The organism is Geofilum sp. OHC36d9, from assembly GCF_052400685.1.
Lineage (GTDB): Bacteria > Bacteroidota > Bacteroidia > Bacteroidales > Marinilabiliaceae > CAZHHH01.
The window spans coordinates 29,275-47,422 of sequence record NZ_JBQTGJ010000022.1 but is presented as its reverse complement, the minus strand read 5'-3'; the positions used below and the strand labels follow the sequence as shown (position 1 = coordinate 47,422).

At 43.3% G+C, this 18,148-nt stretch carries 10 protein-coding genes; 2 read left to right on the top strand and 8 right to left on the bottom strand.

Features of this window, described 5'->3' with window-relative positions; genetic code table 11:
• Positions 1-6 precede the first annotated feature (6 nt).
• Positions 7-2,055, top strand: a complete 2,049-nt coding sequence (locus tag ACT3CD_RS15425; protein WP_444646551.1) for a TonB-dependent receptor plug domain-containing protein — start codon at positions 7-9, stop codon at positions 2,053-2,055.
• Between the two features lie 249 nt (positions 2,056-2,304).
• On the top strand, positions 2,305-2,439 hold the full coding sequence (locus tag ACT3CD_RS15420) for a hypothetical protein (RefSeq protein ID WP_444646550.1): 135 nt from the start codon (positions 2,305-2,307) through the stop codon (positions 2,437-2,439).
• A gap of 1,211 nt (positions 2,440-3,650) precedes the next feature.
• On the opposite strand, the gene ACT3CD_RS15415 is transcribed toward ACT3CD_RS15420, so the two are convergent.
• The 8 genes from ACT3CD_RS15415 to ACT3CD_RS15380 form a co-directional block, all read right to left on the bottom strand.
• Complete coding sequence (locus ACT3CD_RS15415; protein ID WP_444646549.1) at positions 3,651-5,867, bottom strand: glycoside hydrolase family 3 C-terminal domain-containing protein; 2,217 nt, start codon at positions 5,865-5,867, stop codon at positions 3,651-3,653.
• Between the two features lie 192 nt (positions 5,868-6,059).
• On the bottom strand, positions 6,060-7,385 hold the full coding sequence (locus tag ACT3CD_RS15410) for a DUF5125 domain-containing protein (RefSeq protein ID WP_444646548.1): 1,326 nt from the start codon (positions 7,383-7,385) through the stop codon (positions 6,060-6,062).
• A gap of 217 nt (positions 7,386-7,602) precedes the next feature.
• The gene (locus ACT3CD_RS15405) at positions 7,603-9,090 is read right to left on the bottom strand and encodes a glycoside hydrolase family 30 protein (protein WP_444646547.1); all 1,488 of its coding nucleotides are present in this window, start codon (positions 9,088-9,090) and stop codon (positions 7,603-7,605) included.
• A gap of 163 nt (positions 9,091-9,253) precedes the next feature.
• A complete protein-coding gene (locus tag ACT3CD_RS15400; protein WP_444646546.1) occupies positions 9,254-10,783 on the bottom strand; it encodes a RagB/SusD family nutrient uptake outer membrane protein in 1,530 nt (509 codons plus the stop codon).
• Positions 10,784-10,795: 12 nt separating this feature from the next.
• Positions 10,796-13,777, bottom strand: a complete 2,982-nt coding sequence (locus ACT3CD_RS15395; RefSeq protein ID WP_444646545.1) for a SusC/RagA family TonB-linked outer membrane protein — start codon at positions 13,775-13,777, stop codon at positions 10,796-10,798.
• A 450-nt stretch (positions 13,778-14,227) separates the two neighbouring features.
• Positions 14,228-15,886, bottom strand: coding sequence for a DUF6377 domain-containing protein (locus ACT3CD_RS15390; protein WP_444646544.1), 1,659 nt, complete (start codon positions 15,884-15,886; stop codon positions 14,228-14,230).
• Between the two features lie 296 nt (positions 15,887-16,182).
• Entirely contained in the window at positions 16,183-17,496 is a 1,314-nt protein-coding gene (locus ACT3CD_RS15385; RefSeq protein ID WP_444646543.1) for a hypothetical protein, read from the bottom strand.
• A gap of 50 nt (positions 17,497-17,546) precedes the next feature.
• Positions 17,547-17,891 carry a hypothetical protein gene (locus tag ACT3CD_RS15380; RefSeq protein ID WP_444646542.1) on the bottom strand — a complete coding sequence of 115 codons (345 nt, stop codon included), beginning with the start codon at positions 17,889-17,891 and terminating at the stop codon, positions 17,547-17,549.
• Positions 17,892-18,148 lie beyond the last annotated feature (257 nt).

Here is an 18,148-nt window from a genome sequence, read left to right as displayed (position 1 = left end):
ACGGTTATGAACAGAAAATGTTCTTTGAAAAATCAATTTGGATTATTGTTTAAGCATTGGCGCCATGCTGGTTATGCCATTTTTAGTACGTTGCACCATCAGGTTAGGATAGGCGTACTGGGGTTATCGTATTTCACCACTTTAGGTGTGTATAGCACTTTTGCACAGGCGGATACCGATACCATTCAAACCAAAATAAAACTTAACGAGGTTGAGGTGTCAGCTCGTCGTGCGCCTTCTTTATTTTCGGAAGTGGGGCGGACGGTGACGGTGCTGTCGCGGGGTCAGATCGAAAATCTGCCGGTGCAAAGTGTTCAGGCTCTTTTACGGCAATTGCCCGGCCTCGACGTGCGCGAGCGGGGGCCGTTGGGTGCTCAGGCCGATATAAGCATACGTGGTGGCTCGTTTGACCAGGTGATGGTTCTGCTGAATGGCGTTAACATGACCGATCCTCAAACGGGCCATTTTGCGCTGGATCTGCCCGTTGAAATGGATAATATTGATCGGGTGGAAGTCATTCAGGGGTCTGCATCACGGGTTTACGGTCCCAATGCTTTTAATGGGGCCATAAATTTTATAACCGGCTTAAGAAGTTCTGATAATGTCAGGGCTTCGGTGATGACCGGAAGCCATGGCTTATATGCCATGAATGCCGGTTTTAGTCTTAAAACAGGCGCCATAAGGCATACTTTTTCGGTGGGGAAAAAGGCCACGGATGGTTATATTGACAACACCGATTTAGCGGCAAGAAATTTGTTTTACCATGGTACCCTGAAAACCGGTAATGAGTCTGTGTCTTTGCAATTGGGGTATTCAGAGAAAGAGTTGGGCGCCAACGCCTTTTATTCGGCCGCTTACCCCAATCAGTTTGAAGCCAACCGCACGTTGTTCGGGTCGTTGTCCATGGAGAGTGGTACACGTATTAAAATACGTCCTAAAGTTTATTGGCGTCGGCATCACGACCGTTTTGAACTGTTTCGTAATTACGAGGAGGCAGCCGATTGGTATACGGGGCACAATTACCACATGACGGATGTGACAGGTGCTTCGGTAAACGCTTCTATCCCCTGGTCGTTGGGGGTGACTTCGCTGGGCGGCGAAGTGCGAAGCGAAACGGTCTGGAGTAATGTTCTCGGCTATGAAATGGACATGCCAATGGATGTGCCGGGCGAATCGGTGGGGCAGTTTACCCGTACCTATAACAGGGTGAATACGTCTGTTTTTCTGGAGCATAATTTTACTGTTTATAAGTTGAATGTGTCGGCCGGCTTACTGGCCAATCATAACTCAGGAACCGGGTATGATGTGGAATGGTTTCCGGGTGTTGACGTCAGTTATTGGTTTAACGATAGGTTGAAGTGGATGGCTGCCTATAACGAGTCGTTGCGTTTGCCAACTTTTACAGATTTGTTTTATAATGGCCCGACCAACGTTGGTAATGCGTCGCTGAAGCCGGAAGAGGCGACGGCCATTGAGACCGGGCTTCGTTATCGCTATCGCGGTGTCGATATCTATCTGGGAGGTTTTTATCGTAAAGGGACTGATTTGATTGACTGGGGACGCCAGGTGGGCGAATCGGTATATACCACCTCTAATATAAACGAAGTGAAGACTTTCGGATTTGAGAGCTCTGCTACTCTGGATATTGATAAGATTTGGATGCAAAACTGGTTGCGTAATTTGACTGTCAGTTACAATCGCCTTTGGCAGGAAAAAGAGGTCCCCGATGGTTATCAGTCTGTTTATGTGTTGAATCATCTTAAACATAAATTAAATGTGGGGCTGGAACATGGTTTGGGCGTGAAAAACGTATCGACCAGGTGGAATATGCTATACCGCGATCGGGAAGGTAGTTACACCGTTTCATCCACCGGGTTGCAGAAGAGTTATGAGCCGGTGTGGCTAACGGATGTGCGAATTACATGGCGACGGTCCTTTGTTTCGGTGTATGGAGAAGTGTCCAACCTGATGGATGTGTCATATGCCGATCTGGGCGAATTGCGACAACCCGGCAGATGGTTTCGTCTCGGGTTGAAGCTTGACATGAATTTGTAGCCGGAATTACATCTGTAAAGTCCGCCTTCTGCGTTACGCTTGCTTTCAAAATGTTCATTTATATTAGTAGATTCGCATTTTTTGAGCTGCGCATACCTTCTTTTATAGGATTTTATGGAGAGGTACAAATTGGGCGTTTTTTTGCTGACATTAATTTGTGTCAGCAGGAAAACGTCTTTTTTTGTTTGCTTTCAAAATGGTCATTTACACATAGGATAGGATAAATTAGGCATTGCAGATTTTGACAAAATGATATTGATCAAGGCTGAAAGTCTTGTAGCATTGGCAAAGGGCATCGCCCTGTATTCAGATATGCAGGAGTTTCATCGCCCTGAAAGGGCCAGAGCCAAAAATAAATATATGGATGTTTTACCTCGCAACTGATATGATATTCCCAAGGAAAACAGATTTTAGTGTGGTTGTCTACCCGATGATTTAGTTTTAATATTAGATGTTATCCTTCTTGAAACGGTTTGGCTTTAGCCCTTTCAGGGCAATTTGCCATTGTTGATCATAATCATAGGGCGTTGCCCCATGCTATTGCTTGTCGCCCTTTCAGGGCTATTGTCTTTTCGGTTTTACGCACTGAATGCCACATGCAACATACAAATAATAAAAATTGCCACATATGCGCGTAAAAGCCCCTTGGCCCCCTAACCCCCTTTCCCAACGCGCCCGGCTAAGCAATCACCGATTTACGAAGCAACCAATATCTTAGAAAAACACAAAAACCAGGAAGTGCTTGCTGCTTCCCCCCTCAAGGGGGGACCGAGGGGGGCGAGAACCCCAAAATGCCCGCCAACATCCCCCTATTCATCGAATTATTTGTTGCTACACTACGCGCTCATTTTTAACCCTGCCATTTGCCGAGTGGGGTTAGGGGGGTGAAATTTGAGGTTAGGTTAGGCATAAGGGGAAATAGACAGACCTGCCCTTAAAGGGTGCTGATCCTGTCGATACCCGTTTTCCCAAGGCGTTGCCATTGGACTGAATTTAGCCGCGCTTTTAGTTCGTCCTTGAGATTGCAGTCTCATGCATCCCGAGTCAATGGTATCGGACACCCCGAGTCAATGGTATCGGACACCCTGAGTCAATGGTATCGGACACCCTGAGTCAATGGTATCGGACACCCTGAGTCAATGGTATCGGACACCCCGAGTAAATGGGATCCGACACCCTGAGTCAATGGTATCGGACACCCCGAGTAAATGGGATCGGACATCCCGATTAAATGGTATCGGACATCCCGATTAAATGGTATCGGACATCCCGATTAAATGGTATCGGACACCCTGATTAAATGGTATCGGACATCCCGAGTCAATGGTATCGGACATCCCGAGTCAATGGTATCGGACACCCTGATTAAATGGTATCGGACACTCTGAGGTAGTAACCTCTGAAATCTATAGACAGTAACCTACGACACCTTGTGGTTTATGATATTTGCAATAATGATTGTTGAGATATCGTTTTTTGCGCAAGTATATGCCTGAAGAATATTGAAAATGTAAAATCCCCCTGCACCAACAATGCAAGGGGATGGTAAAGTAATGTTTGGTTTTTTAGTCTGTCCATAGACTAAGTGATCAATTTTATTGCAACACAAATGTTTCTTTGGCTTTTATATCGGTTGATGAAGCCCCTATTAAAGCTTCAAATTTGCCGGGTTCCGACGTCCATTTGTTTAGGGTGTCGTCATAAAACTGCAACAGTGCGTTGTCAATGACAAATTCAACGGTGGTTGATTCGCCAGGCTTCAGGTTTACTTTACGAAAGCCTTTTAATTCTTTCACGGGACGAGGTAGTGATGATTTTTTATCGGTGAGATATAATTGAACCACTTCGCTACCCGCTCTTGAGCCTGTGTTCTTAATGCGGATGGCACAGGTTATTGTTCCTTTTTTTGACATCGATTTCTGGTTTAAGGTCAGCTTTCCATATTCAAAAGTGGTGTAGCTTAACCCATGTCCAAAACTGAATAGTGGTTTAATCTTTTGTTTATCGAGCCACCGGTAACCAACAAATAGGCCTTCGTTATATTTCACAACGCCATTTTTACCCGGATATTCACCGGCCGAATGGGCTGAGTTATCACTTAGCTTAACGGGAAATGAAAAAGGCAGTTTTCCGGATGGGTTAACGTCACCAACCAATATGGCCGCCATGGCATGACCTGTTTCTGAGCCGAGGTACCAGCCCTGAACAACTGCCGGTACTTCATTTATCCAGGGCATTGAAACCGCATTACCTGAAATATTAATAAATACCATGTTTGAATTGACGGCGGCAAGTTTTGCGATGAGTGCATCCTGATTATAGGGCAGATTCATGTTTTTGCGGTCGTCGCCTTCGGCGTCCTGATTTTTGCTTTTGTTGAGACCTCCAAAAAAGAGCACATAATCGGCTTCCCTGGCAATATTGACGGCCTCCTGCATTAATTCGTCAGGCGTTCGGTCGTCCTTCAGATTCTGCCCGGTTGAAACATTGTTATAACTATCGCCAACATCACCTACGTAACCACGGGCGTAAATCACTTCAACGTTCGGTTGCAGGCGCTGTTTGAGACCCTGAAGCGGTGATATTTCGTATTTAGATTTTAGTGATGAACTGCCGCCGCCAACGGTCATCATTTTAATGGCGTTTTCGCCAATGACGGCTATCTTTTTAGCATTTTTCAGATCGATGGGCAACACGTGGTTGTCGTTTTTCAGCAGAACGATACCTTCCTGTGCAATTTCGAGGGCTGCCTTACTGTGCGCTTCAGATGTAAATGCGCCAAAGGGCCGGTTGCGGTTCATTTCGGTTCTGAAAATCAAACGAAGTATATTACTTACTTTTTGGTTCAGTTCGGTGGTGCCCACTTCGCCCGACTTGATCATGTCAAGATAAGGTTTGGCCAGGTAGTAACGATCGTATGAATTGGTACTGCTCCAGTTCAGACCATCGGTCCAGGATCCGAATTCCATATCCAGGCCATTAAAAATGGCTTGTTTGGTGTCGTGTACGCCGCCCCAGTCTGAGATGACAACACCATCGAAACCCCATTCTTCACGAAGAATTTTGTTGAGAAGGTAATTGTTGTGACAACAATGTTCGCCTCTAAACTGGTTGTAAGCTCCCATGATAGCCCATGCATCCCCTTCCTGAACAGCGGCTTTAAAGGCAGGTAGATAGATTTCGCGCAGGGCACGCTCGTCAACGAGTACATTGATGGATCCTCGTTCTGTTTCCTGGTTGTTGAGGGCATAATGTTTTACGCAGGCAGCCACGCCATTAGACTGAACGCCTTTGATGTATGGAACGACCATTTGAGCCGATAAAAACGGGTCTTCGCCCATGTATTCGAAGTTACGGCCGTTGAGCGGGGTGCGATAAATGTTTACACCGGGGCCTAATAGCACCGATTTCTTTCGGTATCGGGCTTCTTCGCCAATGGCTGTTCCATAGGCCAACGACATCTCTTTGTTCCATGTTGCTGCCAGGCAGGTGAGTGCCGGAAATGCCGTACATGAATCGTTGGTCCATCCAGCCTGTGACCATTCATCCCATAGTACTTCGGGCCGGATGCCGTGGGGGCCATCGGTCATCCACACCTCGGGAATGCCCAGTCGTGGGACGCCGGGCGAGCTAAACTTGGACTGTGCATGTATCATCGCCACTTTTTCTTCGAGTGTCATGCGCGACAGGGCATCGCTGACCCGCTGTTCAATGGGCTTTGTGTCGTCAAGATAGGCTGGTTTTGGCTGCGCCCATAACGAGGTCATTGCGCATAAACAACTTAAACCAATGGCACTAATTAATCGCTTCATTTTAGGTTGTTTTTATTTGGTTATACTTCTCAATGATTTCATTTTGTTTAAAGGTATTACCATTATTTTAAAAATGAAATTGTTAGCCGCGATAAAAATCTCAGGCATCTGTTTCTGGTTATACCTGTTTAATCAATTAAAAAGCCGACGTATATTATTTGATACACGCCGGCTTTTTGATATTTGTATTTGTTATAAGGCCGTCACTGTTAGCACGGCATTGGTTTTTCCTGCCGAGATATCTACGGTAAAGACGTAGGTTTTATTCGATTCGAATGTTTTTCCATCGACGATGCCTAGATTTCCAGAGTCGCGGCCGTTGGTGCCATCGCCAATAAATACGAGATCGCTTTCGGTGGTTAATTCGGCATTGGTATATTCTCCGCCCCAGTTTTTTTGATGAAAGAATTTGAAGTTGATGCTTGTTAGGTCAATTGTTTCACCGCCAACAACGGTTATCTGATACACTTTTTCAGCTATGGGAGCCAAACAAAGTGCTTTATTTGTATCCCAGCCGGTGGTGTTATCCAGCGATGGTTTGCCTATGTTTTCGCCAATAATCCAGAGTGCACCTGTTCCATCGTCTTGTAATGTTGCAGTGTCATCACCACTCATTACTTCAAAAATAAAATATTGATACTCAAAATTGGCAGTAACTCTGTACTTGCCAGATATCGGTAAAAAGGTGAAAGTACCATCTTCGTTTTTCTGTAAATAATCGGTATCAATCCACCAATTTTCGGTGTCGCCAAATCCTTCAATATTTATGATTTGGCCTTGGGTCAGCTCTTGCTCAATTTTATAATTATTATCGTCTATCATAGCCATTTCTGTCCCCGCAAATTTTAGGGTGATGAATGGCGCTGCCTCGTAATTCAACGTGTTGAAGCTAATGGTATAGTTTCCTGCCACGGAATTTGAGAATGGTATTGTTGTTTCGCTTGATTGGGTTATGATGCCTTCCGACCATCCAAAAACGATATCATTACCACGCTCTCCAAAGGCCGGGGCCTTAATAACGGCTTTTATTTTTTGAGGAAATTCGGCTGTTACACCATACGTATAATCTCCAATTTTCTCCATCTGGTATTCCTGGTCTTCTGAGACCAGTTGCAGATAGGCGAAATTGGGCCGTTGCAGTGGTAAATCAAAGACCTGCTCTTTTGTTGCGAATTTGATGTTTTGAATCACGAATTTAAGCGATGCGGTTCCATCGGGTATATTCTTCATGAAAGGCACGAAAATTTTGCCTGCATATTCGCCTTCATTTTTGGTTCGGATAACCGTTTCCGAAACCATTTCTTCGCCAAAATAGAGACGTGCTTTAAGGGTTGATAGCGGAATGCCTTCTTCGTCCATGACAGATGCCGAAAAGGCAATGCTATCGCCAAAAAAAGCATTGTCGGGAATGCCGCTTACCGTAAGTTGGGGTTGACCGGTTGTTTCGTCCTCGTCGCTACATGCTGAAAAAAGCGTTAGCGATAAAATTGCTATGAATAAAAAGATCTGTTTTTTCATGTGTTTGTATTTTAATTTTTAATTGCCGGATGGAATTTCGGTAAGAAAATCATCGTTGTGTGTGAGACTTCTTTTATTATGGACGTTTCATCAGATATTATTTGTATTGTTCGTTACCGGATGAAACTTTGCATTATAATAGTCGCACCCGGCTGCGAATTCTACTATGTGGTTGCTTCATTGACAAAATGATTTGTTGTTTTTAAAACTTATTTTCTTACCATCTGAATGAAGCCACCGCTTTGGCGGGAATTTCGTATGAAAAATGATTAATACCGTCGTTTAAGGTTAAAGATTGGGTTGTATCCTGATTGTTGAGTACTACAAAAGCATAAGTCCCGTCGGTGTTTTTAAAGGCTGAGTAGGTTAATCCCTGAACCGTATACCCTGTGGTGCCAATTCTAACGGCACCGGGTTTTATCACTGCTGAAAGATGTGCTATGATGTAATAATGAGAGTTTCGGGTGATGCTTTTATAGTTGGAAGAGCTGATATCAACGGCACCGTAGCAGGTCTGACAGCCGCCATCACGGTTTGGCCCACGATTGGAGTCGAGCATAAGATTCCAAACAATTACGGCTTCACACCAATTGTTAATGGAGCCAAGCGCAACTTCGGCCATGTCGTCCATCAATCGTTGCGAAAGGTCATGCCCGTTATTCCATGTCCCAATTGATGTTTCTGTGAAAATCAATGCTTTATCGGGGGCTTTTTCGTGAATGTCAAGTAATTCGCTTTTGTCGCCTCCATAGTTATGATAGGCGGCTCCGGCCAGGTATTGCGCGGCATCGGCATCGTTGTAAATTTTAACAGGGTAATCATTTTGATCGGCCATGTTATCGTAATTGTAGTTGTGGTCGAAGGCGTATATCCTAGTGTCGAGGCCGGCCTGGTGAATGGCAGCACCCAGTACTTTGATAAAATCGCGTTGTTCATCCCATCCCATAAAGAGAGAAGCGGAATTGCCGCGGTTGAGAGGTTCATTTTGTGGTGTGACCGCGTCTATATGAATGCCATGCCCGGCGAATGCTTGTATCCATTTTACAAAATAAAGGGCGTAATCTGAATAATAAGCCGGGTTTAGCTGTCCGCTGGTCCATGAATTGAGTGCCTGAAGGTCATTCAGATTATTCACTTTCATCCAGCGCGGAGAGGTCCATGGCGATCCCAGTATTTTGAGGTCGGGATTGATCTCCAGAACTTCTTTTAATACAGGAATAATATAATTTATCTCTTCATTTTGTAATGCAAAATTTTCGATGCCGGGTTCATCGCAACAAGTGTATTCACTTAGCGAAAAATCAGAACAACCGATAGAAATCCTTACGTAGCTAAATCCATACCCTTTGTCGTTCGAAAAAGTTTGAGTCAGGAAACTGGTGCGATCGGCGGCACTCATTTGCATCAGATTGTAGCATGAAGAGCCGGTGAGGGCAGCGCCAAAACCATCCATTTGCTGGTATGATGTTTTTGGTTGAAGCGTGATGGTGTATGGCGACATGTTAGAGGTGGTGCTGAATGCGGTGCCATAAACGGCCAAATCCAACGATCGGTTGTTGGTTGTTACCAGTACAGATACGTCGGTATCTTCATCATTGATACCCGGATCAGTGGAATCTTTTTCACTGGAGTCGCAGGCTGATGTTCCGCAGGCAGTGATGAAAAAGTTGAAGGCCAGTAGCCAGTATATGTTTTTTAATTTCATTGAATTTTTATGTTTTTTGGGGTGTGGCGTTCCGGTTCGCGAATGCTTTCCGGAACGCCCTTGTCCCGCTAATAACTGGTTAATTTTTCTATCTCAACTAATAATGGATTTATTAGTTGTTTGCCGGGCCAAAATGACGCCGTTTACTTGTTTTTTATGAATTTTAGTAACCCGGGTTTTGTACCAGATTGGAATTATTGTCGAGAACCGTTTGTGGAATTGGCAGCAGTTCCGATGTCTCACTGAATGATCGTAATTGCGTTAATCTGCCACTGTCGCGATTATTCAGTGTATTCATGACTTCCTGCAACTTATTGTTTCGGATAAGGTCGAACCAGCGTTGGCCTTCAAAAGCCAACTCCAGGCGTCGCTCATTCAACACCGCGTCAATCATGGCTTCCTGCGACGTTTTTACGTTTTCGGACAGCGCTTCCAGACCAGCTCTATTGCGTATTTGGTTTACAATGCCAGCAGCCTCGTCCAGATTGGTTGCGCCACCTTGCCATGCCAGAGCTTCTGCTTTAAGAAGCAATATGTCTGCTAAACGCAGTTTTATTATGCTGCTGTTGGCTGATCTGCATTTGTACATAAAAGCGTAGCTGTCTGACGGGTAATAGTTACTCCAGCTGGTGGCATAAAACACAATAGATTCGTTTTTTCGCTGTGTGTCGCCTTGGGCATCGAAAGCCGAAATCAGATCGCGTGAAGGCGTCACCCATTTTGCCCAGGTGAAATTGGAATCATAGTTGAGCAAATCGCGGCCAAACATCCATGTAACCCAATTACCACCGCCCGAAAAGTATTGAATTTCGAGAATGGATTCAGAGCTGTTGCGTACTTTGGCGTCTGTTCCTTCGTCATTCATGCCAAAGAGATCAGAGTAATCATCTACCAGCGTAAAACCATCTTTAATCACCGAATCGCAGTATGCAATGACCTTGCTGTAGTCCTGCACCGTTTTTTCGGCATACACTTTGGCTAGCAAGGCGCGTGCGACTGACTTGCTCAGTCGGGTTTTGTCGGAAGCGTTGTTCGCGGGAGCATACGGAATGGCCGTGGTGAGATCGGCAATGATCTGGGCATAGGCTTCCTCAGGACTTTTTTGTGTAGGAAAGTACAGGGGGTAAACCGTTTCGATGTTATCTGCTGTGATGTCGCCTGCTTCTTCGGTGATGACAGGAATATTTCCCCAAAAGCGAACCATGTCGAACATCATCATGGCTCTGAATATCTTGGCTTCGGCTTTCCATTGTTGGCGTTCGGTTTGTGAAAATGAGGCGTCGGGCACCGAGTCAATATTACAGATGATGGCATTCGCCCCGGCAATATCATCCAGATAACGATCCCAGTCGCGTGTAATCACACTGTTGCCGCCATCGATGGAATTGTTTTCAACAGGGATAACTTCAGAACCTGTCGTGCCGGCATAGGCATTATCAGCATGTGTCTCGGTCAGTAATAAATAGTCGAGATACCAGTGTTCCTGTCGGTCTTTAAGCGTAGTGTACAGACTTTCATAAGCAGAGCTTATTTCAGCGCGGGTTTTGTATTTAATGCGATCGCCCGAGTCGCCGGAGGATCCCAGTATGACTTCTGAAAATTCAGAAACAGGATCTTCGTCGAGTGAGCAGGCTGTTGCCATGAATAATACCATGACTACGGTCATAAACTTGATCATATTTATATATTTCATAATGCTATCGTATTAAAATTCAACATTTACACCCAAAACAAACGACTTGGTTTGCGGATAAGTACCCCAGTCAATGCCCTGTACAGCCCCACTGTTGCCCCACTGATTCACTTCGGGATCCATCCCCGAGTAATTGGTGAAGGTGATGAGGTTCGTTGCCGTGAAATAGGGTTGCAGACGGTTAATGCCCCATCTGTCCAATAAATTACCTTTGAAATTGTAGGAGAGCGAAACATTTTTAACCCGCAGGTAACTTCCATCTTCAACAAAATAGGAAGATACTTTCATGTCGTAACCGGCTTTTGGCATATCTGTAATTTGTCCTGGAATTCGCCATCGGTTTAATACATTGCGCGATTGGTTTTTGGCATCGTACATTCCTTCTGTTTCAATTCGTGAGGCGTTGAAGATGTCATTGCCATAACTGCCTTGAAGAAAAATGTTGAGCGATAGGTTTTTGTACGTAAATGTGTTGGTCAGGCCGAATGTGAAATCGGGATTTGGATCGCCAATGTAGGTTCGGTCCGAACTGGAAACCAGTTTGTCATTGTTGGTGTCGCGATACATTAGTTCCCCGGTTTCGGGATCTACACCGTCGCTAATATAGCCATAGAACCCACCCAGTGGACGTCCGGGTTCGTTGCGCACCACATATTCGTTCAGATTGTCGCTGGTGCGGGCGTCATAGTATATTTTTGTGAGTTCAAGGCTGCTTAATTCGTTGCGGTTGAACGAAATGTTGAAGTTTGTATCCCAGCTCAGCTGACCGGTTAGGTTGTGAGAGTCGATCATGAATTCAAAACCTGTGTTGGTCATTTCGCCCTCATTGCGACTGATGGAATTAGCGGCAGCGGCACCCGAAGGTAGTGTCACTGTCATAAGCATATCCGTGGTTTTTTTATAATACCAGTCCATTCCTAAATTTAACCGGCTGTTAAGAATCGTCATGTCCAGACCAATATTGGTTTGGGTAGTTGTTTCCCAGGAGAGATCTGTATTTCGTAGATTGTTTTGATACAAAATAACAGTTGCGTTTTCTTTTCCCGTTTCCCACCAGTTCTGACGGGTTATACCGTAGCGTTCCAGGTATGAATAATCGCCCAGTCCCGACTGGTTCCCGGTTTGTCCCCAGCCACCCCGTAATTTTAGGTCGTCGAGCCAATTTAAGCCGGCCATGAAATCTTCGGAGGAAATACGCCAGGCAGCCGAGGCTGAGGGAAAATAACCCCAGCGATGGTCGGGATGTAGTTTTGATGAGCCATCGGCCCGCATATTGGCCGTCAATAAATATTTCCCGGCGTAATTGTATCCTATTCTTCCTACATACGACATAATGGTCCAGTTGGAAGCGGTTGTGCCATTACTTTGCGAAACTTTGTTGGCGGCGTTAAGCGTTTTTATGCTTCCATCAATAAAATGGGTGGCTGTTTGGTAGCTTTGCGACCATTGGGAAGTCGTGCCGGAAGTTCCGGCCATAATATCAAATTGGTGTTGTTTTACTGTTTTGTTGAAGGTCAGTATGTTATCGTATATCATCACGGTACCTAATGAGCGGTTGTCGCTGGCTTCGCCATATTGGCTCCGGCCCCAGGAGGTTTTAACAGGATCGAGGAATGAGACGGAGTTTGTGTAACTGCGATCGAGTGTCACCGTCGATTTAAATTTTAAGTCGGGCAGAAATGTGATTTCCGCTTTACCGGTGGCAACCAAACGGCTGTTGCTGTTTTTGTTATCTTCGCTACGCGACATATTTTCAACCGGGTGTGTGATATTGGCGCCATAAAAGTTATTGTAATACTGGCCGGGGTTTTCTGCATCCCATATCGGGGCGTAGGTTGGGGTGTTAATCACCGATAAAACCACACCGGCCCGATTGGCTCCTTGACCTGAAATAATACCGTTTGACGAATAATCGGAATAGGTAATATTGGCTCCTATATTCAACCATGGTTTAATTTGGTTTTCAATGTTGGCCTTAAAATTATAGCGTTCGAAGAAGGCGACGCTGATAATGCCATCCTCATGATTGTAGCCGCCTGAGAGGTAGTATTTCATTTTATCGTTACCGTTGGATATCGATAATTGGTAATTCTCGGTTCTGGCTGTCTGGTAAGTCTCATCATACCAGTCTGTTTGATCGGTCAGGTTGTCGGGCAGGGTAATGGTTGAGCCCATGTCTTCCAACAACTCGCGGTATTCGTCTACGTTGAGTGATTCAATTTTGTTGGACAGACGGGTAATGCCGGTATGTGCATTGAAAGTCACACGTGCTTTGTCCGTGGCGCCTGTTTTGGTTGTGATCATGACGACCCCGTTGGCTGCTCTTGAGCCATAAATAGCAGCCGATGAAGCGTCTTTAAGAATTTGGATGCTTTCGATGTCGTTGGCTGAAAGAAAGGCAATGTCGGTCATGGGTACTCCATCAACCACATAAAGAGGGTCGTTACTACCGTTGAAAGAAGTGGTACCCCTGACCCTGATGACCATGCCAGCACCGGGTTCACCATTGGGTTGTGTTACAGATACCCCGGCTGCGCGTCCCTGTATGGCTTGTGATACTAAATTGACCGGTCTTTGATCCAGATCTTTGGTTGAAACAGAAGAAATGGCTGTGGTCACATCTTTCTTTTTTACGGATCCGTAACCTATTACGACTAATTCGTCAAGCAACTCTATGTTATCAGTTAACACGATATCAATCACCGATTGATTGTTAATAGGCATTTCTGCGGTGCGCATTCCCAGAGATGAAAATACAAGGGTGCCGTCGGCCGGAACCTTCAGATTGTATGTCCCTTCTAACGACGTAGCTGTTCCTTGTGTTGTGCCTTTTATGATAACACTTACGCCAGGAAGGGGTTCTCCGGCAGCATCAGTTACTTTGCCTGTTACTGAAATCTCTTGTGCCAGGGCCCTTGTGCCCGATGCGAAAAAAATTATCAGGATAATCAGGGCAAAGCTCATTTGGTTTAGCATTGCAATTCCTTTTCTCATAAATTTTGTTTTTTGATGATTTATTTATCCATTTTACCTGTATTCGCAATTGTTTACTCCTGTTTTGTTTCGTTAACTAACAGACTTAGTGAGTGTCAGCACGAAAATGTTGTTTTTTTCATTACCCATGCCTTTAAAAACAGCAGAAAACTTACATTTTCACGTTTCTAAAGCCTCAAAATGAAACTTTCTTATGCTCATTTTTTGTGCAAGCACTGTTTCTGTTTCATGGTAACAGAAGTTAAAGTCTGTTAACAAACAATTCAAAAGTAAAGACACACTATGGCAGTGCCAATTCGGATGGGTAAAATAGTGGATATTTTAAATCGTAGTAGTGATTTAAGTTCTTTATTTAAAGATATTTATGGTTTAATATGGCGTCGAAAAAAGTGGATGAGAGGTGGTGATTTGAGAAGATGTTTTGTTGATATACATGCCGGATCAGGACGGTTAGTACAATGTGGAGTCGATAGCTTGCACTTGCTTTTCAAAATCATTGCGGGAGATTTTCGCTTTGTTTTTAATTTTCGCCCGGTAGTTATAAATAGTATTGACCGAATACCTTAGCAGTCCGGCAATTTTTGAGCTATCGGTAATGCCAAGTCGAATGAGGGCAAAAATTCGAAGTTCGGTGTTTAGCAATTCTCCCTGTTTTAGCTCAATTTGTTCTTCTGGCTGTAATAAATTGTTAAAGGCGTCAACAAAATTAGGGTAAAGATGCAGGAAAGTATTGTCGAAATTGGCATAGAATTCACGCAGTTCGTTGTCAATAAAGTTGCCCGATTTGCTGAACGAAAGCAGTTCGGCTACCCGTCCGTGGGTTATCTCTTTGGAAACCATTTTTCGCATGCCTTCCATCTTGTCGATGTAGGTTGAGCAAATGCTAAGGAATAGACCAATATACTCTTCTTTTACATGATTTGATTCGGCTAAGCTGCTGTTGGTATATTGCAAGCGGGTGTTGACTTCTGTTAAATCGTGATTCAAAGTTTTCAGACGTTCATTTATTTGCTGTACATTACTATGTGCCTTTAATAGGTTTCGTTTTTGTTTATAAATAATCCAAAGTGATAATACCGAGAATATGAATAACAGCACCGAAATGAAAAGGAATAGCCGTAATAGTCGTTTTCGATATTCGCTTCTGATGTTATAGGTTCGGTCGATAATTGGTTGTATTTCTGATATTTGTACGTTTCGGAGTTTTGCATTATAAAAGTTGGCATCTTCCATGGAATATCTGATGTAGTTATAGGCCCTGTTGATATCACCTTCTTCAAATAAAATATTGGCTAACAGCGTTAATGAAGCATTGTCTTTTATTGCCGACCGGGTATCGGAAATAGCTGAAAGAATAAGATATTTTTTACGTTGTTCATACTCGTTTTTTATATTGTAGTCCAGCGAACGGTGAAAAGCTACCAAAGCAAAACCGGGGTCATCTTCCGATAATTTTTTAAGTCGGAGGTTATTTATAAACAGGGCTGAGTCGATATTCGCAGAATCACGAAATCGGGTCTCTTTCATACTGAGGTATAAATCTGAGGAAGGATCTAAAATTTGAAATAGTTTCTCTTTATATTGCTTTGCTATTGAGTTGTATGTTTTTTTGAGAGTGTTGGATCGCGAATAAAAGGCCAGTTCTCCATAAACATGATCGTAGGAGCTTAACAATTGATCGGTAAGATCAGCTGTTAACTTGTTTTGAGGAATAGAATCCAGTATGTCAACCGCTTCTTTGTACATGCCGCTGGACGAAAGCAGATGAGCCAGTCGAATAGCCGTTTCGTAGTAGCTTTGGTCATTGTTAAGATGGCGGGTCAGTTCAAGATTTTTCTCAAGATAATAAATAGCTGAGTCACAGATGAAAGCCTGGTATTCCTGATAAAGTTTATGCTGAAGGGTGAATACGTCTTCCGGCGTTGAGCTTTCGGCCAGTAATTCTTTTAAATATTCAATTTTTGTTTCACGCTCGTGTGTGTATTCTTTTCTGTTTTTCAGTTCTTTATCCAGCGTCTGTAATAAGGAATGATTTTCCTTATTTAGGGTTTCGCTATGGATACTGATTGCTATTGAAAAAAAAAGAAATATTAAGAAAGCAGCTTTCATGGATATAGCCCTGATTAACGTTGTTTGAAACAAAGATAAAAAAATATGAGTGCTGCTTGTTAATAATATGCGGGTATGAGGATTAAAAACGTTTTTTTTCTTCGGTGTTTGTCTTTCAAAACTCATCGGATGACTCTTCAGATACTGAAAGGTATAGCCAATCTGACGAGTAACGGTTTATTTCAGAAATTTACTACTATGCATCTGAATATTAAATTTAACTTTTCTTTATTCTCGTCCCCAAATGATTATTTGTTGAAGTAACGCATGTTTTTTTTGCAATTACTATTTATTTTTTAATTATTATTCACAAGCATTTTTTGACTTGCCGGTAAAGTTAAGTTGAGATTCAGCAAGCTAAACATTCCATCGGCCGAAATAGCGGAATTTTCAAAATCTTTGCCGGCTGTTACTGTTATATTGATGTTGTCGGATAATTTGTATTGATAGGCCAGTGCAAAGCGCCAGGTGTTGTCGGTGTCCGAAACCTCGTATGTTTGCCCGTCGATGGCGGTTATGTCGATATATGAGCGGTAGCTGCGTAAAAGACCTTCTAACGACAGACTGTAATTATCGCCGGATGATACCCAGCTTAAGCCAAAATCGGTGTTATAACTGCTGGCGTTTTGGAAATTACCACCAATACGAAGCATGAAATTCAGATCGGTCATTCTTTCATTTCCGTTTGTGGGCTCAAAACGATAAGTCAGGGTTCCCCAGCCTGCCCAATTGTGCCCCATCGTATAATCAATTTTATTGGTTGGGGCATATAACGAAGCAGCACCGGCAAATTCCAACAGCCAGCCAACGCGGCTCATACCCTGCATATCCATTAGTATTGTATTTATAGATTCGGAAACCGTTGCTCTCTCTTTCTCTAAGTAGTCGCTAATGGTTGTTTTGTCGTATTCTGTTGCATCCATTTTATCAATAATATTCCGGATGTAAGTGATGGCCTTTTGTTTGTAGCCTGCAACGTCTTGTGCTGTAAGGTTTTGGTAGGCTGAGTTGGTTGATATGATGCTCTGCACACTTACTTCAATATCCGTTTTTAATGCTTGCAGAGTGGTTATCATATTTAGATCTACCCTATGTTTTAACTCGGCTATCGACTCTCTGATTAAAAGCTGATCGTTCTGTAACAAATTATGGTAGGCGTTTTTAAAGCTTTGCGAAGGTTGGCCTTTTAAAACCTGGAAACGAAGTCCGCCGGCCAGATATCTCGAGTCTATGCTATCTATATCCGGACTGGCATCGCTGGTAGCAAACGAAAGGGACAATGTACTGCTTATCTGATCGAATATATTATCCGAAGCTGAAACGGTGTCTAACCCGTAGTATTTTTCATAAGTCAGTCCGGGCCTCGATACCCACCAATAGGGAGTTGTTTCGATGGCCACATCCGATACAATGTTGTTATTGTTTAAGCCGTTGGCCAAACTCATCAGAAACGTTTTTCCCAGCGTGGGGCGACTGATGCTGGTTGGACTCAGATCTAATATTGAAAATGCGGGCGTAGACGGCGTAGATAGTTCATCCAGTTCAATTTGCTGTGCACAAAGTTGGTTGGTAATAAAGATTAAAACTGCTAAAAGTAAAATATTTTTCATTTGGAACGATTTCTTTGTTAAAGTTGATTGGTCTATTATTATGCTATTGATTAAATTATTTTGATTTTTATCTGATAGATAACTTCAGTATAATCGGGTTCGGGAGACGAAAAGGCCCAACTGCGTTCACTTCCCTGATTTTCGAAGATAACAGTAATGCTTGCGAAGTCGCTCTGATTACCCGGTTTATTAATGGTGTTTACAATTAGAAATTCATCATTTTGATGAATATCCGGCTGTGCCTCAACTATGCCAGTTCCGTTTTTAATCAGTTGATTGTTTAAATAGATGCGACTCGTTGTTAAATGGGCATCTCCGGGTATACATCTTATTTTAAGGTTGTTTGATGTCAGTCTGAATTCTTCTTCTTTTTGTATCGTTTTTGTATTTGGCATGGCTTGTGTATAATTTTTAGTTGTTTATGATTTTAAAAAAAAGTATTCCTGCAAGCATCATTTATGCGGTGTGTCAATTGGATTCGAATATTTTAAAGATAAAAGGATAAATCAGTCTTGAATCCAAATTTAAGATATCATGCGTGTAAAAGTCAATAGGGAACAGAAAAATGTCGGAATTTATTCTTACATATTAATGTCAAATACTGGATTTTGAGTAATTAGAGTCTGTCCATAAACTAAGTGTTTGAAATATA

Bases quoted from the DNA above. Each gene is read 5' to 3' on its own strand.
- ACT3CD_RS15425 (WP_444646551.1), top strand. From the start codon at position 7: ATGAACAGAAAATGTTCTTTGAAAAATCAATTTGGATTATTGTTTAAG.
- ACT3CD_RS15420 (WP_444646550.1), top strand. From the start codon at position 2,305: ATGATATTGATCAAGGCTGAAAGTCTTGTAGCATTGGCAAAGGGCATC.
- ACT3CD_RS15415 (WP_444646549.1), bottom strand. From the start codon at position 5,867: ATGAAGCGATTAATTAGTGCCATTGGTTTAAGTTGTTTATGCGCAATG.
- ACT3CD_RS15410 (WP_444646548.1), bottom strand. From the start codon at position 7,385: ATGAAAAAACAGATCTTTTTATTCATAGCAATTTTATCGCTAACGCTT.
- ACT3CD_RS15405 (WP_444646547.1), bottom strand. From the start codon at position 9,090: ATGAAATTAAAAAACATATACTGGCTACTGGCCTTCAACTTTTTCATC.
- ACT3CD_RS15400 (WP_444646546.1), bottom strand. From the start codon at position 10,783: ATGAAATATATAAATATGATCAAGTTTATGACCGTAGTCATGGTATTA.
- ACT3CD_RS15395 (WP_444646545.1), bottom strand. From the start codon at position 13,777: ATGAGAAAAGGAATTGCAATGCTAAACCAAATGAGCTTTGCCCTGATT.
- ACT3CD_RS15390 (WP_444646544.1), bottom strand. From the start codon at position 15,886: ATGAAAGCTGCTTTCTTAATATTTCTTTTTTTTTCAATAGCAATCAGT.
- ACT3CD_RS15385 (WP_444646543.1), bottom strand. From the start codon at position 17,496: ATGAAAAATATTTTACTTTTAGCAGTTTTAATCTTTATTACCAACCAA.
- ACT3CD_RS15380 (WP_444646542.1), bottom strand. From the start codon at position 17,891: ATGCCAAATACAAAAACGATACAAAAAGAAGAAGAATTCAGACTGACA.